Genomic DNA, 20,926 nt, shown 5'->3' on the forward strand with positions numbered 1-20,926 from the left:
CCTCTTCGCACAGATCCGCCACCGCATCGTAATAGCCCTCCGCCGCCAGCAGAGGCTGAATGGTGTCCACGCCGCTCAGCCGCTCGCGCCACGGTCCGTCCGCCGCCGTCTGACGCATCAGCGTATGGTGGCGCGTCTCCCACGCCATCGGCATCTGCACCGCCAGCACGCCGCCCGGCGCCAGCGCCTCGGTCAGCCGCCGGAACAGGGCCGCATGATCCGGCGCCCACTGCAGCGAAGCGTTGGCCAGGATCAGATCGACCGGCGCATCCGGCGCCCAGCGCTCCAGATCGCCCTGCACCCAGCGCACGTCGTCCGGCAGGCCGCGCGCCTGTTCCAGCATCGTCGCGCTGGAATCCAGCCCATGCACCCGCGCGCCCGGCCAGCGTCGTTTCAGCAGCGCCGCATGCTGTCCCGTGCCGCAGCCGATGTCCCAGACCTCATGCGGGTCCAGATCGTCCGGCAGATGCGACAGCAGGTCGATGGCCGCGCGATCGCGCTGGCGTTCGAAGCGATTGTATTGCTGGGGGTCCCACGCCGGCGACGTCATCGTCATTATTCTCCTTCGAGCATCGCGAAAGCGATTCGAAGGAGAATGGTACAGCCTCTCAGGATTGAACTGAGGACCTCCGGCTCCACAAACCGGCGCTCTAACCAGCTGAGCTAAGGCTGCACATCTCTGCGCGAGGGCGGTTCTCTAGCGGGCCTCGCCGTCGGGGGCAAGCGGCCTTTTCACCCTCGCGTAGAATTTATGTTTTATCCCCGTCAGTTCCAACCTCGGCTGGCGATATATTGCTGCAACTGAGCGATCCGGGTCTGATCCGACGGGTGGGTCGAGGCGAACTCCGGCGTGCCCGACTGCCGCCCAGCCGCCATCGCGCGCCACAGCGTCAGCGACTCGGACGGCTTGTAACCGGCCGCCGCCATGTAATCGACGCCCAGCCGATCCGCCTCCAGTTCATGACTGCGCGAGAAAGGCAGCAGCACGCCCAACTGGGCGCCCAGGCCGCCGAAAGCCTGCACTGCCTGGCCATAATCCCCTGCCCGGCTCTGCACGGCGCCCAGAACCAGACCCGTCGTCTGCGTTGTCGATGCCCGCTCGGCCGCATGGCGCGCGACGACGTGGCCGACCTCGTGGCCGATCACCGCCGCCAGTTGGTCGTCGTTCTTGGCGATGGCGAGCAGCCCCGTCGTCACGCCCATATGGCCGGAAGGCAGGACGAAGGCGTTCGGCGTGGCGTCGTCGAACACCGCATAGTCCCAGTGACGATTGGTCAGGTTCGCCGCCTGGACGATTCGATCGCCGACGCGGCGAACGCGCGCGTTCTGGGCGGCGTTGTTCGACACCTTCTGCGTCCGCAGGGTCTCGGCCCAGGCAGCCTGGGACTGCTGGATCAGCGCGCTGTCGTCCATCAGAACGAACTGGCTGCGGCCCAGCGCCTCATTATAGGCGCAGCCGCCGATGCCGGCGCCGACAACGCTCGCGCCAACGGCCAGAGCGACGAGGATGGGTTTGTGGGACATGGGGCCTCCAGACAGCAATTCGCTCTGCATAATGCACAGCCTGTCCGCTCGGCTCCATGTCAGGTGAGCGCAATCTGCCGTCTATCCAGCAAGCGGCAGGTCGATCCGTCGCCAGAGGACGCCAGGCCGCGCTTCGCCGCCGACGCTGTTGCGCAACCCTGTTCCTGAACAGCTGGCGCCATGAAAAAAGCGCCCCGAGGCCAAACCTCGAGGCGCTTCTTTTCGTTTCAGTGCGATCGCTCGCTTAGTCCAGGTTAAACGGCACCCGGACCACGAACTTGGCGTTCGTTGCAGCGCCATCGACCGTGCGGGGCGAAAGTTGCCCGCGCTGGACGATGCGGACCGCTGCGGCGCCGAAGCCCATGCCCGACGGCTCTTCCGAGACGACACGGCAGTCTTCAGGACGACCGCTCGGGGTCACCGTACATTCGACCGTGGCCGAACCACCCACGCCGCGATCAAGAGCGCGCTGCGGGAAGTCCCGTTCGGTCGGACGCGGCGGGCGAGCCCACTGCGGGTTGGTGATCACCGAAGGACGCGGCGGCGCGGGCGGCGCCGGCGGAGGCGGAGGACCTGGGACGATCACGGGCGGGCCCGTGTATTCGACGCGGTCTTCCTTCTTCGTCGGCTCGATCGGCAAGGTCACCGGCGGCGGAGGCGCCGAGGTGTTGACGACCGGCTCGCGCACCTGAAGCTTCGGCGGCGGAGGCGTGTCCGGCGGCGGAGGCGGAGGCGGCGGAGGCGGAGGCGGTGGCGGCGGCGCCATCAGCTCCACATCTACAGCCTCGTCTACATAGTTGAACTCCTGGAGTTCGAACTTGCTCTTGTAGAGGTAAAGACCCGCAAGAACGTGAACGGCGATAGAGATGCCGATTCCGACCATTGCGCCCGTCGAAAGTTTTTTCTTTCTCGGAGCGTCGAGCAGAGGGTCGCGATGCTCGCGATGTTCAGCAGTCATGCTTGCGTCACGCCCCCTTACGACTGATCTTCGCCAACCAGGGCGACACTGTAGAAACCATTATCCTGCAAGGCGTTCATGACCTGCATGAAGTCCCCGTAACGCGTTTGCTGGTCAGCACGGATGAAGATCCGCTCCTGCTCAGGGTCACGTGTTCCGATCTGGACCTTCAGATCATCGCCCAACGAGCCCACCGAGGTCCGGAAGTCGCCGATCCACACTTCACCGCCATTCTGGATGGAGATGAAGACAGGCTTGGGCGGATTCTGGGCCGGCGGAGCGACGGCGCGAGGAAGCGTCACCGGCACCGACACGGTGGCGAGCGGAGCCGCCACCATGAAGATGATGAGGAGAACGAGCATAATGTCCACGAAAGGCGTGACATTGATTTCGCTGTTCGCCTCGACGGTGTACTTGCCGCCGCCGGAACCGGAAAGTTTGGCGGCCATTCGGCTTACGCTCCCTTGTCGAGTTGACGCGAGATCGAGTTGATGAGCTCAGCGTTGAACCCGTCGGCGCGAGCGCCGTACGAAGCGATGCGGGTGTTGAAGTAGTTATAGAAGATAACCGCCGGGATAGCCGCGAACAGGCCGATACCGGTGGCCAGCAGGGCTTCAGCGATACCCGGAGCAACGACGGCCAGGTTGGTCGTGTTCGACTCGGCGATGCCGATGAACGAGTTCATGATGCCGTACACGGTGCCGAACAGACCGATGAACGGACCGCCCGAACCGACCGACGCCAGGAACTGCTGGCCGCCCGACAGACGGATGCCCAGACCACCTTGAACGGCGCCGATGGCGTTGTTCGCGCGGTCGATCGTCGAGCCGCGGTGAACGCCAGCGACGTCCAGGCCGGCTTGACGCGACAGTTCCACTTCGCCGGTGGCGGCGGCGGCCATGTCGGCCAGCGGGTTGCCGTCGAACTCTTCCGAGGTGGCCAGGCGACGGATGTCAGCCAGGGTGCGAGCACCGCGGTACTCTTCCAGGAAGCGGTTGGTCTTTTTGCCCAGCGAGCTGAACTCGACCAGTTTGATGAGCAGCAGCGTCCAGGAGAAGATCGACGCCAGGATCAGACCTGCCATCACGACCTTAACGACCGGGTGCGCCATCATGAACATGGCGATCGGGGTCAGGCCCGCACCGCCGTGACCTTCAGCGGCGGCTTCTTCGGTGGCGGCTGCATCAGCAGCCGGGGCGGCGGCGTCGGCGGCCGGAGCGGCGGCGTCGGCAGCGGCGGGAGCCGAAGCGGCGGCCGGAGCGGCCGGAGCGGCTGCGTCCTGCGCCAGAACCGGCGAGCTCGCCATCAGGACGGCTGCGCCGGCCATAGCGAGGAGGATATTCGTCTTCTTATCGAGCATGTTTCGCCAGTTCCTGCTTTGGTCTGACTCGTGGAACCCAAGACGGCGACCGCGTCAGTCGGCCGCGCCTTTACAGTGAAATCTTTTCCTCCCGCCGGATTTCTCCCCCGCCGGTCGGCGCCGCAATCCTCCAAACGCCGAAACGTCTGCGGACCTGGCGACAGAGACAATATCTCGCCGCCCACAGCCTGCAAGCAGGAATGCGGTCCTGTCCCTTTGGCGAAGCCCTATCTTAGCGTCAAGGGCGGAAAATGTCTTTTCACCCCCGGCCGGACGCTGTTCGGCACGTCGCGCACAAAAAATGCACACTCAGGACACAGAACGGCAACAAACTTGCAGTGCTACCGATTGTTAAGAAAAGTTTAAGCCCGTGATGAATTTTCGGCTTTTTCGGGACCGAGGCGAATATTCATCAATGAGGGGAAAGTGGTGCCTGGAGGCGGATTCGAACCACCGACACGCGGATTTTCAATCCGCTGCTCTACCAACTGAGCTATCCAGGCGTCGCTTTGCGTCGCGAGAGGCGGCTCTATAGGCGAGCCCGGACGGGCTGTCCAGACGCCAATTCACTCAATTCCACGATCTTTTTCATCATCGTGCGCTTCTTCGGCCGGAATGGCGTAGCCGCCGGTGAACCAGCGCTGCAGATCGATGTCGGCGCAACGCTTGGAGCAGAACGGCTTATAGGCCGCGACGGCCTCGGCGCGACGGCAAATGGGGCACTGGGCCATGCGTCAGCCCTCCTTGATATGAAAGTCGCCCGGCGCGGCGTCGGGGCGGATATGGGCGCGCGGCCCCAGTTCAGCCGCCCACGGCGACAGAATCGTTTCAGAGGCCGGGCTGCAATGCAGCGTCAGACGCGGCGTCGCCCGATCCGTCGCCAACGCCAACCGCAGGCGATGCAGGGCGGCGCGTTCGGCTGCGCCCGGCCCGGCCAGCCGCTCGTCCGCCGGGGTTCGCCCCCACGGCAGGGACAGTTGCAGCAGCCCGAACCGACTGAGCGGCCCCACCGCTACGCCTTGCGTCCCGGCGAAGGTCTGACGCGCCATGTTCAACGTGCTTTCGGGATGCAGGCCCACGCCCGCCAGATCGACCGCCACCAGACCGCCCCACCCTGTCAGGCCCAGCAGGCGCGCGGTCTGGCGAAGCCCCTCGCGATTCACCGCCTCGCGCCCCTTGCGGGAATCACGACCGACGACAGGGGCGTAATCAATGTCGACCGCGATCAGGGCGCGCGTGCGCTGGATCGCCAGGTCCAGCCCGACCGCAGGCGCGACAACCCCGCCCGCCAGCGCCTCTTCCTGAGCCTCCGTCGCGGCGCGAATGGCCACGGCGCCGGTCGTAATGAGCGCGTCAGGATAAAGGGTCTTCAGAATCGCCTGAATATCCGGCCCCGGCGCCAGCAGGCGCGGCTCGCCGCTCGCCTCGGCCAGACGGCGCAGCACCGGCCCCTTGCGCTCGCGGGGCTCAGCGGTGATTTCCAGTTCCAGTTTGGCGCCTTCGGCCGGGCGATCCGCCTTGCCCAGAGGCAGGAAGCCGAACGGCTCGCCGCAGCCCAGGTCGACGAAGGCGCCGTGCAGCCCCGGCGCCAGCCGCGCCACCCGCCCCACGACGCGCGCGCCCAGGCGATGCTCGGGCCGGTCGTCGTCTCTATGAAGGATCAGCGTCTCGGCGCGGCCGTCGCGGAACGCCACGCCTCGGGTCTCGCCCGGAGCCGCGTCCAGGAAGACCTCGATATCGGACATCAAGCCCCCTCGCCTCGCCAGCCGGCGCCGCGAAGAAGATTCGCCGCCTCATACAGAGGCAGGCCCATGACGGCGGGATGGCTGCCGACAATTCGGGTGATGAAGGCCGCCGCCCGGCCCTGGATGCCATAGCCCCCGGCCTTGCCGCGCCATTCGCCCGAGGCGACATAGGCGGCGATCTCGCCGTCCGACAGCGGCTTGAAGCTGACGCGGGTTTCCACCACCCGCCAGGACGTCCGCCCGCCGTGGATCACGGCCACGCCGGTGAAGACGCGATGATTGCGTCCCGACAGCAGCTTCAGGAACCGGATCGCCTCGGCCTCGTCAGAAGGCTTTTCCAGCAGACGGCGCCCGACAGCCACCACTGTGTCGGCGGCCAGGACCACGTCGTCGGGATGGCGTTCGGCCACGACGGCGGCCTTGGAACAGGCTAGCCGCTGGGCCAGACGCGCGGGCGTCTCGGCCCGCTCGGGCGTTTCGTCGATGTCGGCAGGGTCGACCAGATCGGGCGCAATGCCGATCTGCGCCAGCAGTTCGATACGGCGCGGGCTCGACGAGGCCAGGATCAGCCTCGGAGCCAGGGCGTCAGGACGCGACACGCGCGTCCTTACTTGAAGCGATAGGTGATGCGACCCTTGGTCAGGTCATAGGGCGTCATTTCGACCAGCACCTTGTCGCCGGCCAGCACCCGGATGCGGTTCTTGCGCATCTTGCCCGCAGTGTGGGCGATGATCTCGTGATCGTTTTCCAGCGTCACGCGGAACGTCGCGTTCGGCAGCAATTCGCTGACCACGCCGGGGAACTCCAGAAGTTCTTCCTTAGCCATGCGGCCTCTCTCGCCCCTGTGAATACGGCATAAGGCTCGCGCCGGGCGTGAGCGCGAGCCGTAAAAGTGAGGGCGCCTAATGCACCAAAACGCTTAGATAGTCGAGTTCAGCCCCGACGGTAGAGGGCGCAGACCAAAGTAAAGAGCCGCCGCGCGGTCTCCTGGTCCATCTCGACCTTGCCTTCCAGACGCGCTTTCAGCAGGGCGGCGCCTTCATTGTGCAGTCCCCGGCGCCCCATGTCGACCGACTCGATCTGACTGGGCGAAGAGCCGCGCAGGGCCTCGTAATAGCTTTCGCAGATCAGGCCGTAGTCGCGGATCACCGTCTTCATCGGCGTCAGGGACAGGACGTGGGTGCGGCTGAAATCCGGGCCGGTGATGTCGAAGGCCAGGCGATTGTCCTGTGACGACAGCTTCAGCCCATAGGGGCCGCCTTCGGCGCCTTCGGGGACAAAACTGTTCTGCTCCACCAGGTCGAAGATGGCGACGCGGCGCTCATGCTCGATCTCGGCCGTGGCCGCAGGCAGGGAGGCGTTGTCGATCTCGATCGCCGTCAGCTTGTGCGTCGCGCTCATCAGCCCGCCTCGTCCAGATGAGTCGGCGCCACGCGGGCGGGCCAGCGTTCGGACAGATCGGTCAGGACCGCGTCCAGGCATTCGACGTCGATTCGCAGGTCTCCGCCGCCGGCGAACATCATGAACACCTTGCCTCCCGGCGCCTCGGTCGGATGAAAGTCCATCGCCAGCAGTTCCAGCGCCTGATCCGGCAGGCGCGGCAGACGGCGGCTCTTGACCGCCTGAACGTCGCCGAACTGCATGGCCGCCATGACGCGCGTGCCCCCGCATTCCCAACAGAAGCGCGACAGGACCACCGTCAGGCGCCGCGCCTCCTTTTCCCAGCGGATGTCGACCGGGCGCATGATGGCGTCCTGAAGCGCAGCCGAAATGATCTGCAGGTCGTCCGCATCCTCGGCCAGCAGGCGCAGCGGCGCGATCGGCGCGGCCTCCTCGCCATCGCCGTCGATCACGGGATCAGGGATGGATTCGCCGTCAGTGGTCATCGCCCTCCCCCTTGATGCGTCGGACATCGGCGCCGCAGGCGCCCAGTTTCTCTTCCATGCGCTCGAAGCCGCGATCCAGATGATAGACGCGGCCGACCGTCGTCTCACCTTCGGCCACAAGACCGGCGATGACCAGAGACATGGAGGCGCGAAGATCGGTCGCCATGACCGGCGCCCCCTTCAGCCCCTCGACGCCCCGCACCACCGCCTGACCGGCGTGGACGGTAATGTCCGCGCCCAGACGCGCTAGTTCCGGTGCGTGCATGAAGCGATTCTCGAAGATGTTTTCCTGGATGACGCTTTCGCCTTCGGCCGTCGTCATCAGGGCCATGAACTGCGCCTGCAGGTCGGTGGCGAAGCCCGGATAGATCTCGGTCGTGGCGTCGACCGCCTTCAGCCGCTGCGTCGGGTCGCGGCGCACGATCAGGCCGTCGTCCGTGGGCTCGATCTCAACCCCCGCCTCGATCATCCTGTCGGTCAGGGCGGTGATCAGATCGGCGCGGCCCTTGGTCAGGCGCACCTCGCCCCCAGCCATCGCCGCAGCAAGCGCATAGGAGCCCATCTCGATCCGGTCGGGAATCACCGACCAGGTCGCGCCTGACAGGGACGAGACGCCGGTGATCGTCAGCACGTCCGTATCCAGCCCCTCGATCCTGGCCCCCATCGCGATCAGGCAGCGGGCCAGATCGCCGATCTCAGGCTCGCGCGCGGCCCGCTTCAGCACCGTTGTCCCGTCCGCCAGCACGGCGGCCAGAAGAGCGTGTTCGGTCGCGCCGACGGAGACGAAGGGAAACTCGATCTCTGCCCCGCGCAACCCTCTGGGTGCGGTGGCGGAGACATAGCCCTCTTCCAGCTCGATCGCCGCGCCCATAGCGGTCAGGGCCTGCAGGTGCAGATCCACCGGACGCGCACCGATGGTGCAGCCGCCCGGCAGGGAGACCTTGGCGTTCCCCGTGCGCGCCAGCAGCGGTCCCAGCACGTTGAACGAGGCCCGCATCTGACGCACCAGATCATAGGGAGCGAAGGTGGAGGTCAGTTCCGGCGCATGAAACAGGGTCTCCTGCCCGTCCGCGCCGTCCTGCTCGGTCACTTCCACGCCGAACTGACGCAGCAGCTGGCCCAGGAATCGCGTATCGGCCAGGCGAGGCATATTCGTCAGCAACAGGGGCTGATCCGTCAGAATCGACGCCGCCATCAGCTTGATCGCCGAATTCTTGGCGCCGCTGACCGGAATGGAGCCGTTGAGGCGGTGGCCGCCGTGGATGACGATGCTGTCCATGAGTGTCGGGGAAGTCCTGGGAGGCCCGGACCCCTACGGCCCGGCGAACCGGCTATCTAGCAAGCCTGGCGGCGCAGGCGAAAGGCCGGAACGTCGCAAGAGGGATGACTTTCAGTTGCTTTCCTTGACCGGTCGCGCCCCACCCGCGCCCGGCGCCTTGCGACGGCGCAGATTCGCGCGCAGGGCGGCGGCCAGTCGCGCCGCCCGCTCGGCCTTGGCCGAGGCGGCGGGCGCAGGTGAAGAAGGCGCGGAGGGCTCAGGGCCCGCCCCATCGGCGTCTTTGGTCGGCTTATCCATGGCGACAGCAGACCGCGCCCAAAGATTTTGATCAAGCGTGCATTTTTGGCTTGGCCCGGCCAAAACCTTTGGCTATACGGCCGCTTCCTCAGTGACCCGCCGCCGTAGCTCAGTGGTAGAGCGCATCCTTGGTAAGGCTGAGGTCGGCAGTTCAATCCTGCCCGGCGGCACCATCGAGGCCCAGACCTTCCGGTCTGGGCCTCGTCCATTTCCGGCCCGATAATCCTGATCCACCGCCTCGGCGCCGAAAGCTGGTCAGGCCTCAAGCTCTGCTTTTGAACAAGCAGGCCGAGGTCCTCACGATTCACCGAAGAATATTCGGACCTGCCGACCTTATCCCGACTAGCCAAGGTCCGGCCGCTGCCGCTAGCTTCGCCCCCATCTGTATACGTTTGATAGCCGAGGGGGCTTTCATGAAGCGCGTTCTATTGACTACGGCTGCGGCTCTGGCCGTGGCTTTCCCGGCCTTCGCCCAGGATTCCAGCCAGACGGCGGCGCCGAAATGGGATGTCCAGAATCCCATCGGTCCCCAGCGCGACATAAACATCAACGTCGACGAAGGCACCTGGATGGCCGTCGACGTCAGCCCCGACGGCCGCGAGATCGTCTTCGACCTGCTGGGCGACATCTATGTGATGCCCATCGGCGGCGGCGAAGCCCGTCCGATCGCCTCCGGCGTGTCGTGGGACATGCAGCCGCGCTATTCGCCGGACGGCCGCTTCATCGCCTTCACCTCCGACCGTGGCGGCGGCGAAAACCTGTGGGTCATGAACCGCGACGGCTCCAACCCGCGTCAGGTGTCGAATGAAACGTTCCGCCTGCTGAACTCCCCGACCTGGACGCCCGACAGCCAGTTCGTCGTCGGCCGCAAACACTTCACCTCTTCACGCTCGCTGGGCGCGGGCGAGATGTGGATGTACCACCGCTCGGGCGGCGGCAGCGGCGTGCAACTGACCGAACGCCGCACCCAGCAGAAGGACACGGGCGAGCCCGCCTTCTCGCCCGACGGCCGCTATATGTACTTCAGCGACGACGCCACGCCGGGGGGCGTCTTCGACTATTCCAAGGACCCCAACACCCAGCTCTATGTGATCCGTCGCCTGGATCGCGAGACGGGCGAGATCAAACCCTTCGTCACCGGCCCGGGCGGTTCAGTGCGCCCGACGCCGTCGCCGGACGGCAAGTCGCTCGCCTTCGTGCGCCGCGACCGCTACCAGTCGGTCCTCTACGTCATGGACCTGGAGTCGGGCCGCGAGACGCCGATCTACGACGCCCTTGACCGCGACATGCAGGAGACCTGGGCCATCCACGGCGTTTATCCAGGCTTCGCCTGGACGCCGGACAACGGCTCCATCGTCATCTGGGCGGGCGGCAAGATCCGCCGCATCGACGTGGCCTCCAAGGCCGTCAGCGAGATTCCCTTCCGCGTCACCGACACCCGCCGGGTGCAGGAGACCGCCCGTTTCCCCGTCGAGGTGGCGCCGGACCAGTTCGAAGTGAAGATGATCCGCTGGGCCCAGACCTCGCCCGACGGCTCCAAGGTGGTGTTCGAAGCCCTGGGCAATCTGTGGGTCCGCGACCTGCGTAACGGCGTGGCCGGAACGCCGCGCCGCCTGACTCGCCAGAGCGATCATTTCGAGCTTTATCCGTCCTGGTCGCGCGACGGCCGCTCGATCGTCTACACGACCTGGAGCGACGACAAACTGGGCTCCATCCGCGTCGTTCCCGTCGCAGGCGGCGAAGGCCGGACCATCACGACCAACCCCGGCCACTATCTGGAGCCGCGCTTCTCGCCGGACGGACAGACGGTCGTCTACCGCACCTCCAGCGACGGCTATCTGCGCTCGGCCCTGTGGAGCCGCGAGCCAGGCGTCTACCGCGTCTCCGTGCGCGGCGGCGCGCCGGTCAAGATCACCGATTCGGGCACGACGCCGCAGTTCGGCGCCAGCAACGACCGCATCTTCGTCAGCGCGCGTGAGGGCGACAAGCGCGTCCTGCGCTCGATGAACCTGTCGGGCGGCGAGGTGCGCAACCACCTGAGCAGCGAATGGGCGGCTGAGTTCTCGGTCTCGCCGGACGAGCAGTGGATCGCCTGGACCGAGCGTTTCAACGCCTATATCGCGCCCTTCGCCTCCACGGGCCGCGCCATCACGGTCGGCGCCGACACCAAGGCCCTGCCGCAGACGCGCGTCACTCGCGATGCGGGCGAATGGCTGCACTGGTCGGGCGATTCCAGCCGCCTGCAGTGGTCGATGGGACCGGAGCTGTTCTCGCGTCCGCTGAGCGAAAGCTTCGCCTTCGTCGACGGCGCCCCGGCCGATCTGCCCAAGCCCGCCGAGCATGGCATCAAGATCGGCTTCAGCACCGACTACGCCCGACCGACCGGCGTCACCGTCCTGTCGGGCGCCCGCCTGATCACCATGAAGGGCGAGGAAGTCATCGAGGACGGCGTCGTCGTCATCAACGGCAACCGTATCGAGGCCATCGGCCCGCGCGGCTCGGTCACGGTTCCGGCCGGCGCCCACGTCATGGACATGGCCGGCAAGACCATCATCCCCGGTCTGGTCGACGCCCACTGGCACGGCCGCATGGGCTCGGATCAGATCATCCCGCAGCAGAGCTGGGTGAACTACGCCGCCCTGGCCTTCGGCGTGACGACGCTGCACGATCCGTCCAACAACAACAGCGAAATCTTCGCCCACAGCGAACTGGCCAAGGCCGGTCGCGTGGTCGCGCCGCGAATCTTCTCGACCGGCACGGTCCTGTACGGCGCGGCCACGCCGACCACCGCCGTGATCAACAGCCTGGACGACGCGCGCTCGCACCTTCGCCGGATGCAGGCCGTCGGCGCCTGGAGCGTCAAGAGCTACAACCAGCCGCGCCGCGAACAACGTCAGCAGATCATGCAGGCCGCCCGCGAACTGGGCATGATGGTCGTGCCGGAAGGCGGCTCGCTCTATAACGTCAACATGAGCATGCTGATCGATGGTCACACCACCATCGAGCACTCGGTGCCGGTGGCGCGCATGTACGACGATGCGGTCCAGCTGTGGTCGCAGACGGGTACGGCCTATACCCCGACCCTGATCGTCGGCTTCGGCGGGGCCTGGGGCGAGAACCACTGGTATGAGGTCACCGACGTCTGGAAAGACCCGATCCTCAGCCAGTATGTCCCGCGCCGCATTCTGGACGACCGCTCGCGTCGTCCGGTGAAGACCCCGCCGGAAGAGCTGAACCACATCTCCATCGCCCGCGAATCCAAGCGGCTGATGGATCAGGGCGTCTCGGTCCAGATCGGCGCCCACGGTCAGCGCGAAGGTCTCGGCGCCCACTGGGAGCTGTGGATGTTCGAACAGGGCGGCATGAGCCCGCACGAGGCGCTGCGCGTCGGCACCATCAACGGCGCCCGCGCGCTGGGGATGGACAAGGACATCGGCTCGCTGGAAACCGGCAAGCTGGCCGACCTGGTCGTTCTGGACGCCAATCCGCTCGAGAACCTGCGGGACTCGACCAAGATCAGCCACACCATGATCAACGGCCGGCTTTTCGATAACCATATGAACGAGGTCGGCGGCGCTGAGCGCAAGCCGTTCTGGTTCGAAAGCGAAGACGGTCAGGCCTGGAGCGCCTCGGGCACGGCTACGGCCGCCGAATCGCACAGCCACACCCACGACTGATCCCGCCGCACGGCAGGAACGCGAAAGGGCCCGGCATCCGCCGGGCCCTTTTTCGTGGGCAGTTCTGTTTGAGTGTTTCTCGCTGCCTACCTCCGCTCATCCCGGCGGCCGCCGGGATGAGCGGGGATGAACAGACACAGCTCAGAACCAGCCCGAGGATGGCCGAGGGCGGGCCTCTCGCCCTTGCGCCCTACACCGACAAGAGCGGGCGAGTCTTACTCCCCCAGCCCGCGCACCGAGGCTTCCAGCAGGGCGTTGCGCCGCGCCGCGCGGCCCTTCAGCCAACGCATGGCGACGACCAGGGCCGCCACCACCGCGACGAAGGCCAGCAGCCACAATGTCGGATTGTGCGCCTCGCTCATCATCTCCAGCCGCGCCAGCCCTTTGGCGGCCAGATAGCCCGGCGCCAGCATGGCCAGCACCCAGACGAAGGCCGAACTGACGTTGGCGATCTGGAACACGCGCTGGCGCATCTGCAGCACGCCCACCATCACCGGCACGAAGGCGCGCAAGGGACCGAAGAAACGGCCGATGAAGATCGAAGCCACGCCGTAGCGACGGCAGTACAGGCGCGTCCAGGCCAGCTTGCGGCGGTGCGGCACCAGCAGGTGATGACGCAGCACCCGCGTGCCCAGCCGCCGTCCGATCCAGTAGGAGATGGCGTCGCCCATGACGGCGCCGATGACGCAGCCGCCGATGACGGTGAAGGGGTCCAGCACGCCTGCCGCCACCAGCCCGCCCGCCGCGACCAGCAGGCCCGTCGCCGGCACGAAGGCGCCGATGACGACCAGCGACTCAAAGAAGGTCACCGCGCCAAGGATCACGCCGGCCCACATGGCGTTGCGGGCGATGAAGTCGGCGGCCGAGGTAAGCAAACTGTCCATACTGATCCTTTGCCCGAGGGCATATGGGATCAGGCCCTATAAAGGGAATGCGGCGATGCGACGCCCAGGCCTAAAAAAGGTCTGCGTGGCGTATGGGACGCACTTTATCGGCGGTCTGACTATCGACCGGCGTCGCCATCCGGGTCGCGCGCGGGCTCAGCCTGCCGCTCATCCGTGCTGAAGGGGCGGATGCGGCTGGGGCGTTCATGCGGACTGCGCACCCCCATCGGCCCCGGCATGGCGCCATAGGCGTCGCGCCAGCCATAGCCGTTCAGCCCATAGCGGCCCGCGCCATAACCGTAAGGCGCATAGCCGTAGGGACCGTAGCCATAGCCCCAGGGCGCGTTCTTGGTCTGGCTGACGCTCAGGTTCAGCGTGCCGTTTTCGCCCAGCGGCATGGAGACGGCGGCGGCGAAGTCGCTATAGCCGCCCGTGCCGATCCCGGCGCTGACTTCGCCGTGCATCTTGCGGGGCGCGGCCTCTTCCCAGGCGTCGGCCCATTGCTCGACCGGACGCGCATCCGTCTTGCGTTCTCCGATCCAGCGGGAAATCTGTTCTTCGGTGCTCAGGCCGTGCGGCGCCGCCGTCTGCAGCGTCACAGCAGGCGAGGCCTCGCCCACGGTCTCGGCCAGCGCGGCCGCGCTGGCGGTCGGCACGGCGCCCGAGCCCGCGCGCGGAGCGGTCGAAACCACGCCCTCGGGATCGCTGCTCGCCAGCAAGAGGGAGGCCGTCATGAGTTCGATCAGCATACGCATCTACTCCCGTTCACAACCACCCTACCCCTAAATGCGGCCAAGGTCAGGCGGTCCCATCGCCGCGCCCCAAAGGATCAGGCAGGGCTGCGCCTTCAGCCACGAAGCTCAACGCGACGGAGTTGATGCAGTAGCGCAGACCCGTGGGCGGCGGCCCGTCCGGGAAGACGTGGCCCTGATGGCTGTCGCAGCGGGCGCAGCGTGTCTCGACGCGCACCATGCCGTGGCTGTCGTCGCGCACGGCGCGAACATGGGCCGGATCGACCGGCTCGGTGAAGCTGGGCCAGCCGGTGCCGCTTTCGAACTTGGTTCCCGACCGGAACAGCGGCAGGCCGCATTCGCGACAGCAGAACACCCCTGCCCGCTTTTCGCCCAGCAAGGTCCCGCAGAACGGCGCCTCGGTGCCGTGCGCCAGAAGCACGCGCCTCTCTTCCGGCGACAGATCGGCCTCCAGCGCCGCGCGCTGGCTGTCGGTCGGGGGTGTCAGGTCATAGCCGGAGGCGGAACGCATGGCGGCGTGAGATTCGGTCTGGGTCATGGTCTGAAAATAGGAAGGGCCGGACGGTCGTTCCACCGTCCGGCCCTCGATAGGCTGATTTAGGTCGTCGCGGTCAGGCGCCGAACAGGCCAGCGACCCAGGCGCGAACGGCCGTCTCATCGGTGGCGTCACCCGTGTAGGCTAGGGCGCCTGCGGGCGCGTAGGGCGAGTTGTTGCCGCGTTGACGCGTCGTCCAGGCCTTATGGCCATAGCTCAGGTCGGCGTAGTTGGACGGCAGACGCAGGGTCGTCGGCTCGATGAAGATGGTGTCTTCGGCCGTGGTCGAACCGGCGATGCGCACGTTCGGCAGGCGGCTCAGCAGGTCCAGCGTGTCCAGGCAGCCGCCCGAGCAACCGGCATCCACCAACACGACCACCTGGCCCTGCACCGGATTGGCGGCGCCGGTGTCCGGGGTCGCCGGGCGGCCCGGCATGACGAAGGTCGGCTGACCGGCGGCGATGGCGCTGTCGAAGGCGGCGACGATGGCCTGGGTCTGCTCGATCACCGCACCCGATTCCTGAACAAAGCGCGGATCAGACTGCATCCGGTTCAGGGTGTCGGCGAACCACTGGCGGTTGCCCGGCGTGGCGCGATAGGTGATCTGACCGGCTTCCGGCTGGCGGCTGACGGTGAATTCCGGCGACCAGATGCGGTTGGCCAAGCCATAGCCGCGCGAGGTGGCGTTGGCCGAGGCGCCATTGGCGCCGCGCAGGTCCAGCACAAAGCCCTGCGGCCCGCGAATGGCGGCGGACTGGGCCTCGACCTGGGCGAAGAAGGCGTCCCAGGCCGCGTCGTCGGCCAGCGAGTGAACGCTGACCCACGGACGCCCATCGACCATCTCGACCGACAGCGGCGCGCCCGACGGCGTATAGACCGAGGCGCGATAGGCGGCTTCCAGATTCTGGGCCGTGGCCGGCTGCGGCGACAGGGTGAAGCTGCGGGTGCGGCGGCCGACCTGGAACTCGCAGGTCCCCGGCACGCCCGTCGTCATCGGGTTGTTGCGGTTCCACAGCAGATAGGGGGCGCTGCGGACGCGACCGGCTTCGGTCGTCAGATCGCCCTCGAACTGGTCCAGCTTGGCCTTGGCCAGGTCCTCGATCGGCTCGGCGTTGCAGCTCTTCAGCACGGCGCCCAGCGGCGGCGCGCCGCGCACGCCCTCCTGAACATAGGAGACGACGTACTGGCCGTTGCGCCAGGCCGTGGCCACGCCCGGCCAGCTGGTGGCGAAATACGGGCCGAGACCTTCATAGGTCGGACGGGCGGCGATGTTGGAATCGCGGAAGCCGTTGGCGTACCAGCGCAGCAGATAGGCGTGGCTGTCGCCGCTGTTGACCTGTCCGGCCTTGGCCTGCGCTTCCTGCAGGCCGGTGTCCAGCCAGCCGCGGAAGGTCGCGCTGGCCTCGCCCGGCGTCACGGCGGCCGGATGGTTGTCGCGCAGGGCCGCGTGCATGGCCTGAAGGTCCTGACGCGCCAGATCGCTGAAGTTCTGGGCCGAGGCGGCCGAGGCGGCGAAGCTCAGGGCCAGCACGGCCGCCGAAGCGGAAAGCAGGCGTTGCATAGGGGGTTTCTCCCAGTCCGTTCAGTATGCGGGTTGGTCGTGTTTTAGACCCATTAACGGCGCCGTCGCCACCCCTGTGACGAAATTGCACCGCCTTGCGGACCGCGGCGTTTACGCGCGCCCCTTTCCCGACTAGGCCGGGTTTCCGCAGGCGCAAAACGCGCCGAAACGCCGCGTGCCCCCAGAATGACCGCCCTGGCTGATCTCTTTTTGAATTCTACGGGACGCATCGGTCGAAGCCGCTTTTCAGCGGGCGCAGTCAGCCTGATCGGCGCCTGGATCGCCGTGGATGCTTTTCTGCGAACGCCCGGCTGGCTTCACGCCCTGATCGCGGCCGCCCTGCTTTACGGCGGCTTCTGCGTCCTGTCGCAGCGTCTGCATGATCGCGGACGCTCAGGCTGGTGGAGCGGGCCGATCCTGCTGGCCTTCGCCCTGGCCTGGCCGCAACCGCTGACGCTTCTGGATTGGGTCGCGACGGCCGCTCTCGCCCTGGCCGCCTTCGACCTCGCGATCCTGCCCGGCCGAAAGGCCTTCAACCGCTACGGCGCCGCGCCGGGCGCCCAGCGTCACAGGGGCGCGACGCCCGGCTGAACCGGGCCGAACACCTGCTGGAAGGACGACTTGAGCGCATCGTCCGCCTCATCCATCGTCGCCAGCACGCCCAGATCGACCAGGCTGGTCACGCCGTGTTCGGTGATGCCGCACGGCACGATGCCGCCGAAATGGTCCAGGTCCGGCTCCACGTTCAGGCTGATGCCGTGGAAGCTGACCCATTTGCGGACCTTGACGCCGATGGCGGCGATCTTGTCCTCGCGGCTCCAGCCCGCGCCCTTGCGCTCGACCCAGACGCCGACCCGGCCCTCGCGCATCCCCGCCTCGACGCCGAAACGGTCCAGGGCGCCGATGATCCAGTCCTCCAGCCCATGCACGAAGCCGCGCACGTCCTTGCCGCGCTGGTTCAGGTCGAGCATCACATAAGCCACCCGCTGGCCCGGCCCGTGATAGGTGAACTGCCCGCCCCGCCCCGTCCGGTGCACCGGAAAGCGATCCGGCGCCAGCAGGTCGTCGTCCTTGGCCGAGACGCCGGCGGTATAAAGCGGCGGATGTTCCAGCAGCCAGACCATCTCCTCGGCCTGCCCCGCCGCGATGGCGGCCACGCGCGCCTCCATAGCGGCCTCGGCGGCGGCGTAGTCGACGTAGCCGGACGACAGCGCCCACTGGACAGGGCGCTCATCCTCGCGGAGCAGGCTGCGTTGGGAAGAGTTTAACGGGTCGGCAAGCATGATGCCCTCAATGTGGGGCCGAACGCGGCGGCGCAAGGGCCGCCCGTTGATTTGCGAGTATCCTCTTTGAGCCAGATCGATGCCGTCGATGTCGAGATTTCGGTCGTACTGGGCCGTTCGGTCCTGCCGATGCAGCAACTGCTGCGCATGGGCCGTGGCGCGGTGATCCCTCTGGACGCCTCGGAAAAGGACGAGGTCTGGATCCTGGCCAACAACCATCCGGTCGCGCGCGGCGAGATCGAGATTCGCGACGACCGCATCGCCATCACGGTGACGCGCCCCGCGGATGTCTATGACTTCATGGCGGGGGCAGCTTGATGCTGGGCCGCGATCAGGAGGCTGCGCCTTCTCGACCCGACGCGGCCTGATGCTGGGTCGCGATCAGAAGGCTGCGCCTTCTCGACCCGACGCGGCTTGATGCTGGGTCGCGATCAGAAGGCTGCGCCTTCTCGACCCGACGCGGCTTGATGCTGGGCCGCGATCAGAAGGCTGCGCCTTCTCGACCCGGCGCGGCCTGAGCCTCGTCCTCCCGTTGAGAGAAGGCCTCACGCACCGTCGATAGACAGGAATTGCGCCTGTCTCTGCTATTTCCGCAAAACACTCTTTTCTTTCCGCTCTCTCTCCGCTATTGCCCGCCCTCCGATGCGAGCGGTCGTGGCGGAATTGGTAGACGCGCAGCGTTGAGGTCGCTGTGGGGCAACCCGTGGAAGTTCGAGTCTTCTCGACCGCACCATCTGATCTGACAGGGCGAATCTCGGCTAGATACGGCTGATATCAACTCCAGAGGAGGCAGACACGTGACCCACACGGACCTTGCCCCTCTGCGCCCCGACGACCCCCCTCTCGAAGACGAAGATCACGCCGCCCTCGGCGAGGACTACGCCCTGACGGCGGCCTTCGTCGAAAAGGTCGTGGACGCGGCCGACGACGGCGACGGCATGCGGCTGCGCAGCCTGCTGGAAGACCTGCACCCCGCCGACGTCGCCGATCTGATGGGCTTCCTGACCGCCGAACACCGCTCGGTCGTGGTCCAGTGGCTGCCGCCCGATCTGCTGGCCGAAGCCCTGCCCGAAATGGACGACGGCATCCGTGAAAAGGTGCTGGAGCGCGTCCCCTCGGCCACCCTGGCCGAAGCCCTTCAGGAACTGGATTCGGACGACGCCGCCTCGGTCGTCGAAGACCTTGAGGAGGACCAGCGCGAGCGCGTGCTGGCCGCCATGCCCGAGGTCGAGCGCGCCGCCATCGAATCCTCGCTCGGCTATGAAGAGGATTCGGCCGGCCGCCTCATGCAGCGCGAGTTCATGGCGGCGCCGCAGTTCTGGAACGTCGGCGACACCATCGACCACGTCCGCGCACAGGGCGATCACCTGCCCGAGCTCTTCTTCGACATCTATGTCGTCGATCCCATGAACCGACCCGTCGGCGGGGTGGCCATCAGCCGCATGCTGCGCAGCCCGCGCGACACGCCCCTCACCGAGTTGATGGAGCCGGTGAACCCCATTGAAGTGGACGTCGACCAGGAAGAGGTCGCCTACATCTTCGAGAAATACCACCTGATCTCGGCGCCCGTAGTCGATACGGGCGGGCGGCTGGTCGGCCAGTTGACCGTCGATGACGTCGTCAACATCATTCAGGAAGAGAACCGCGAGGACATCCTGCGTCTGGCCGGCGTCTCGGACGAGGACCGCTCGTCCAGCGTGCTGGAGATCGTGCGCGGCCGCGTGCCCTGGCTGGGCATCAACCTGTTCACCGCCGTGCTGGGCGCCAGCGTCATCGCCCTGTTCGAGGGCACCATCCAGCAGATCGTCGCCCTGGCCGTGCTGATGCCCATTGTTTCGGCCATCGGCGGCAATGCGGGGACGCAGGCCCTGACCGTTACCGTGCGCGCCCTGGCGACGCGCGAGCTGAACGCATCGAACGCCCTGCGCACCTTCTGGCGCGAAATGGCCGTAGGCCTGGCCAACGGCTTCGTCCTGGCTCCGCTGATCGGCCTGGCGGCAGGGTTCTGGTTCCAGGACTGGAGGATCGGCGGCGTGATCGCCACGGCCATGATCCTGAACCTGCTGGTCGCCGCCAGCGTGGGGGTGCTGACGCCGCTGACCCTGGCCAAGCTGAAGTTCGACCCGGCCGTGTCCTCGGCCGTTTTCGTGACGGCGACGACCGACTTCTTCGGCTTCCTGATCTTCCTGGGCCTGGCGACCATCGTCCTGCTGTAAATATGACCTGAAACGGCCTCGCCCGTTTCGGAACAAGGCTTGCTCCGCCCCGGTCAGGGCGAGAACGCCCGTTTCGAATTGGGTCAGTCCGTGTCCGCAGCCGCGCCGCAACGCCGCAAGGTCTCTCGTGAAGGCCTTCTGCTGATCAAGAGTTTCGAGGGCTTTCGCCCGCGCACCGTGCTGCGCCGCGACGGGACGCCGGTCATCGGCTATGGCCACTCGCGCTCGGCCCGGCCCGGCGCCGTGGTCAGCGAAGCCGAGGCTGAACTGCTGTTGCAATACGACCTGATGCCCATCGTCGCCCTGTTGAACGAGCGGGTGCGCCTGCCGCTGAACCAGCACCAGTTCGACGCCCTGGCCAGCTTCATCTTCTCCATCGGCCTTGAGCGCTTCCAGGGTTCCGACGTGCTGGAGAAGCTGGACGCCGACGCCCTGCCCGAGGCCGCCGACGCCCTGTCCGCCTGGCCCGAGCGCGCCTCGCCGCCGGTCGACGCCCTTTATCGCCGCCGTTCGGCCGAACGCGCCCTGTTCGACACGGCGCCCGACCAGCCCGCCCCGCTGGACGCCCTGCTGACCGCGCCGGTGCGAGGCCCCGGCGCCGAGGCTACGTCCGCCGAGGCCGCTTCCGCCGACGCCGCGCCGCCCAGCGTGCCTGTCCTGCGTCATGAAAAACGCGCCGCCAAAGACGCCGCCAGCGACGCCGCCCTGGGCGACAAGGGAGCCGTCCTGTTCATCGGCGGCGTCGGCGCACTGGCTTTCGCAGCCGGGATCGCCGCCTTCCGCCGCGCCCTCAACGCTCCCGCTTCGGGCGACGCCACAGTGGTGATCGGCGCCGGTCTGGCGGCGGCGGGGCTGGTCTTCATCGGCGTGGCGGCCTGGAGCTTCCTGCGCGGCAAGGACCTCCCGCCAAAGCACAAACAGTCGCGCTAACAGGCGTCTTTGCGAAGGCCGCGCACGATGCTACGCCTT

Annotated in this window: 22 protein-coding genes, 4 tRNA genes and 1 pseudogene; 7 read left to right on the forward strand and 20 right to left on the reverse strand. The window is 67.0% G+C overall.

The annotated features are described in order from the left end of the window. Nucleotides 1-151 precede the first annotated feature (151 nt). From D1604_RS15910 to D1604_RS07865, 15 genes and pseudogenes are all read right to left on the reverse strand, one after another. Nucleotides 152-556 (reverse strand): annotated as a pseudogene (locus D1604_RS15910) (methyltransferase domain-containing protein); the annotation flags it as partial. Nucleotides 557-596: 40 nt separating this feature from the next. Continuing rightward, nucleotides 597-673: transfer RNA gene (locus D1604_RS07800), tRNA-His, on the reverse strand. 92 nt (nucleotides 674-765) lie between these two features. After that, nucleotides 766-1,524 carry a M48 family metallopeptidase gene (locus D1604_RS07805; protein WP_119412846.1) on the reverse strand — a complete coding sequence of 253 codons (759 nt, stop codon included), beginning with the start codon at nucleotides 1,522-1,524 and terminating at the stop codon, nucleotides 766-768. A gap of 244 nt (nucleotides 1,525-1,768) precedes the next feature. Beyond that, a complete protein-coding gene (locus D1604_RS07810; protein WP_024353188.1) occupies nucleotides 1,769-2,482 on the reverse strand; it encodes an energy transducer TonB in 714 nt (237 codons plus the stop codon). 17 nt (nucleotides 2,483-2,499) lie between these two features. Continuing rightward, nucleotides 2,500-2,931: an ExbD/TolR family protein gene (locus D1604_RS07815; protein ID WP_024353189.1), complete on the reverse strand. Its 432-nt coding sequence runs from the start codon at nucleotides 2,929-2,931 to the stop codon at nucleotides 2,500-2,502. A 5-nt stretch (nucleotides 2,932-2,936) separates the two neighbouring features. Further along, on the reverse strand, nucleotides 2,937-3,842 hold the full coding sequence (locus D1604_RS07820) for a MotA/TolQ/ExbB proton channel family protein (protein WP_024353190.1): 906 nt from the start codon (nucleotides 3,840-3,842) through the stop codon (nucleotides 2,937-2,939). A 427-nt stretch (nucleotides 3,843-4,269) separates the two neighbouring features. Further along, nucleotides 4,270-4,345, reverse strand: a tRNA-Phe gene (locus D1604_RS07825). A gap of 63 nt (nucleotides 4,346-4,408) precedes the next feature. Further along, a complete protein-coding gene (locus tag D1604_RS07830) occupies nucleotides 4,409-4,573 on the reverse strand; it encodes a DNA gyrase inhibitor YacG (RefSeq protein ID WP_119412847.1) in 165 nt (54 codons plus the stop codon). A 3-nt stretch (nucleotides 4,574-4,576) separates the two neighbouring features. Then, nucleotides 4,577-5,587: an RNA-binding protein gene (locus D1604_RS07835; RefSeq protein ID WP_119412848.1), complete on the reverse strand. Its 1,011-nt coding sequence runs from the start codon at nucleotides 5,585-5,587 to the stop codon at nucleotides 4,577-4,579. Beyond that, entirely contained in the window at nucleotides 5,587-6,186 is a 600-nt protein-coding gene (locus tag D1604_RS07840; RefSeq protein WP_119412849.1) for a Maf family protein, read from the reverse strand. The genes D1604_RS07835 and D1604_RS07840 overlap by 1 nt, the downstream gene beginning before the upstream one ends. Before the next feature lie 8 nt (nucleotides 6,187-6,194). Beyond that, a complete protein-coding gene (gene infA / locus D1604_RS07845) occupies nucleotides 6,195-6,413 on the reverse strand; it encodes a translation initiation factor IF-1 (protein WP_003164348.1) in 219 nt (72 codons plus the stop codon). Nucleotides 6,414-6,520: 107 nt separating this feature from the next. Beyond that, nucleotides 6,521-6,988, reverse strand: a complete 468-nt coding sequence (locus D1604_RS07850) for a UPF0262 family protein (RefSeq protein ID WP_024353193.1) — start codon at nucleotides 6,986-6,988, stop codon at nucleotides 6,521-6,523. Next, nucleotides 6,988-7,473, reverse strand: coding sequence for a DUF2948 family protein (locus tag D1604_RS07855; protein WP_119412850.1), 486 nt, complete (start codon nucleotides 7,471-7,473; stop codon nucleotides 6,988-6,990). Before D1604_RS07855 ends, D1604_RS07850 begins: the two co-directional genes overlap by 1 nt. After that, entirely contained in the window at nucleotides 7,463-8,752 is a 1,290-nt protein-coding gene (gene murA, locus D1604_RS07860; protein WP_119412851.1) for a UDP-N-acetylglucosamine 1-carboxyvinyltransferase, read from the reverse strand. Before murA ends, D1604_RS07855 begins: the two co-directional genes overlap by 11 nt. A gap of 111 nt (nucleotides 8,753-8,863) precedes the next feature. Next, nucleotides 8,864-9,049 carry a hypothetical protein gene (locus D1604_RS07865; protein ID WP_119412852.1) on the reverse strand — a complete coding sequence of 62 codons (186 nt, stop codon included), beginning with the start codon at nucleotides 9,047-9,049 and terminating at the stop codon, nucleotides 8,864-8,866. 98 nt (nucleotides 9,050-9,147) lie between these two features. Here D1604_RS07865 and D1604_RS07870 point away from each other — a divergent pair. Together D1604_RS07870 and D1604_RS07875 are read left to right on the forward strand one after the other, a co-directional pair. Next, nucleotides 9,148-9,222: transfer RNA gene (locus D1604_RS07870), tRNA-Thr, on the forward strand. Between the two features lie 240 nt (nucleotides 9,223-9,462). Further along, nucleotides 9,463-12,726, forward strand: coding sequence for an amidohydrolase family protein (locus D1604_RS07875; protein ID WP_119412853.1), 3,264 nt, complete (start codon nucleotides 9,463-9,465; stop codon nucleotides 12,724-12,726). A gap of 215 nt (nucleotides 12,727-12,941) precedes the next feature. On the opposite strand, the gene D1604_RS07880 is transcribed toward D1604_RS07875, so the two are convergent. The 4 genes from D1604_RS07880 to D1604_RS07895 all read right to left on the reverse strand — a co-directional run bounded on the left by D1604_RS07880 (nucleotide 12,942) and on the right by D1604_RS07895 (nucleotide 16,458). Continuing rightward, nucleotides 12,942-13,610, reverse strand: coding sequence for a DedA family protein (locus tag D1604_RS07880; protein WP_024353198.1), 669 nt, complete (start codon nucleotides 13,608-13,610; stop codon nucleotides 12,942-12,944). 119 nt (nucleotides 13,611-13,729) lie between these two features. Beyond that, complete coding sequence (locus D1604_RS07885) at nucleotides 13,730-14,359, reverse strand: hypothetical protein (protein ID WP_233551955.1); 630 nt, start codon at nucleotides 14,357-14,359, stop codon at nucleotides 13,730-13,732. Between the two features lie 49 nt (nucleotides 14,360-14,408). After that, nucleotides 14,409-14,900: a peptide-methionine (R)-S-oxide reductase MsrB gene (gene msrB, locus D1604_RS07890; protein ID WP_119412987.1), complete on the reverse strand. Its 492-nt coding sequence runs from the start codon at nucleotides 14,898-14,900 to the stop codon at nucleotides 14,409-14,411. Between the two features lie 73 nt (nucleotides 14,901-14,973). Continuing rightward, the gene (locus D1604_RS07895) at nucleotides 14,974-16,458 is read right to left on the reverse strand and encodes a hypothetical protein (protein WP_119412855.1); all 1,485 of its coding nucleotides are present in this window, start codon (nucleotides 16,456-16,458) and stop codon (nucleotides 14,974-14,976) included. 186 nt (nucleotides 16,459-16,644) lie between these two features. Between D1604_RS07895 and D1604_RS07900 the strand changes: the two genes are divergently transcribed. Beyond that, entirely contained in the window at nucleotides 16,645-17,049 is a 405-nt protein-coding gene (locus tag D1604_RS07900) for a DUF805 domain-containing protein (RefSeq protein WP_119412856.1), read from the forward strand. On the opposite strand, the gene lipB is transcribed toward D1604_RS07900, so the two are convergent. Beyond that, complete coding sequence (gene lipB / locus D1604_RS07905) at nucleotides 17,025-17,741, reverse strand: lipoyl(octanoyl) transferase LipB (protein WP_119412857.1); 717 nt, start codon at nucleotides 17,739-17,741, stop codon at nucleotides 17,025-17,027. The genes D1604_RS07900 and lipB overlap by 25 nt on opposite strands. Before the next feature lie 12 nt (nucleotides 17,742-17,753). On the opposite strand from lipB, the gene D1604_RS07910 reads away from it, so the two are divergent. The 4 genes from D1604_RS07910 (at nucleotide 17,754) to D1604_RS07925 (ending at nucleotide 20,887) form a co-directional block, all read left to right on the forward strand. Further along, nucleotides 17,754-18,059, forward strand: a complete 306-nt coding sequence (locus D1604_RS07910) for a FliM/FliN family flagellar motor switch protein (protein WP_199683734.1) — start codon at nucleotides 17,754-17,756, stop codon at nucleotides 18,057-18,059. A gap of 330 nt (nucleotides 18,060-18,389) precedes the next feature. Beyond that, a tRNA-Leu gene (locus D1604_RS07915) sits at nucleotides 18,390-18,474 on the forward strand. A gap of 64 nt (nucleotides 18,475-18,538) precedes the next feature. Further along, a complete protein-coding gene (gene mgtE, locus D1604_RS07920; RefSeq protein ID WP_119412858.1) occupies nucleotides 18,539-19,957 on the forward strand; it encodes a magnesium transporter in 1,419 nt (472 codons plus the stop codon). Nucleotides 19,958-19,996: 39 nt separating this feature from the next. Beyond that, nucleotides 19,997-20,887 (forward strand): lysozyme, encoded by an 891-nt coding sequence (locus D1604_RS07925; protein ID WP_119412859.1) that lies wholly within the window; start codon nucleotides 19,997-19,999, stop codon nucleotides 20,885-20,887. The last annotated feature ends 39 nt before the right edge of the window (nucleotides 20,888-20,926 follow it).

It is taken from the genome of Brevundimonas sp. LPMIX5 (genome assembly GCF_003576505.1).
Taxonomy (GTDB): Bacteria; Pseudomonadota; Alphaproteobacteria; order Caulobacterales; family Caulobacteraceae; genus Brevundimonas; species Brevundimonas naejangsanensis.

Bases quoted from the DNA above. Each gene is read 5' to 3' on its own strand.
- D1604_RS07850 (WP_024353193.1), bottom strand. From the start codon at position 6,988: ATGAGCGCGACGCACAAGCTGACGGCGATCGAGATCGACAACGCCTCC.
- D1604_RS07805 (WP_119412846.1), bottom strand. From the start codon at position 1,524: ATGTCCCACAAACCCATCCTCGTCGCTCTGGCCGTTGGCGCGAGCGTT.
- D1604_RS07880 (WP_024353198.1), bottom strand. From the start codon at position 13,610: ATGGACAGTTTGCTTACCTCGGCCGCCGACTTCATCGCCCGCAACGCC.
- D1604_RS07815 (WP_024353189.1), bottom strand. From the start codon at position 2,931: ATGGCCGCCAAACTTTCCGGTTCCGGCGGCGGCAAGTACACCGTCGAG.
- D1604_RS07855 (WP_119412850.1), bottom strand. From the start codon at position 7,473: ATGACCACTGACGGCGAATCCATCCCTGATCCCGTGATCGACGGCGAT.
- D1604_RS07810 (WP_024353188.1), bottom strand. From the start codon at position 2,482: ATGACTGCTGAACATCGCGAGCATCGCGACCCTCTGCTCGACGCTCCG.
- D1604_RS07900 (WP_119412856.1), top strand. From the start codon at position 16,645: ATGACCGCCCTGGCTGATCTCTTTTTGAATTCTACGGGACGCATCGGT.
- D1604_RS07820 (WP_024353190.1), bottom strand. From the start codon at position 3,842: ATGCTCGATAAGAAGACGAATATCCTCCTCGCTATGGCCGGCGCAGCC.
- murA (WP_119412851.1), bottom strand. From the start codon at position 8,752: ATGGACAGCATCGTCATCCACGGCGGCCACCGCCTCAACGGCTCCATT.
- D1604_RS07865 (WP_119412852.1), bottom strand. From the start codon at position 9,049: ATGGATAAGCCGACCAAAGACGCCGATGGGGCGGGCCCTGAGCCCTCC.
- infA (WP_003164348.1), bottom strand. From the start codon at position 6,413: ATGGCTAAGGAAGAACTTCTGGAGTTCCCCGGCGTGGTCAGCGAATTG.
- D1604_RS07830 (WP_119412847.1), bottom strand. From the start codon at position 4,573: ATGGCCCAGTGCCCCATTTGCCGTCGCGCCGAGGCCGTCGCGGCCTAT.
- D1604_RS07895 (WP_119412855.1), bottom strand. From the start codon at position 16,458: ATGCAACGCCTGCTTTCCGCTTCGGCGGCCGTGCTGGCCCTGAGCTTC.
- D1604_RS07885 (WP_233551955.1), bottom strand. From the start codon at position 14,359: ATGCTGATCGAACTCATGACGGCCTCCCTCTTGCTGGCGAGCAGCGAT.
- D1604_RS07875 (WP_119412853.1), top strand. From the start codon at position 9,463: ATGAAGCGCGTTCTATTGACTACGGCTGCGGCTCTGGCCGTGGCTTTC.
- lipB (WP_119412857.1), bottom strand. From the start codon at position 17,741: ATGCTTGCCGACCCGTTAAACTCTTCCCAACGCAGCCTGCTCCGCGAG.
- msrB (WP_119412987.1), bottom strand. From the start codon at position 14,900: ATGACCCAGACCGAATCTCACGCCGCCATGCGTTCCGCCTCCGGCTAT.
- D1604_RS07835 (WP_119412848.1), bottom strand. From the start codon at position 5,587: ATGTCCGATATCGAGGTCTTCCTGGACGCGGCTCCGGGCGAGACCCGA.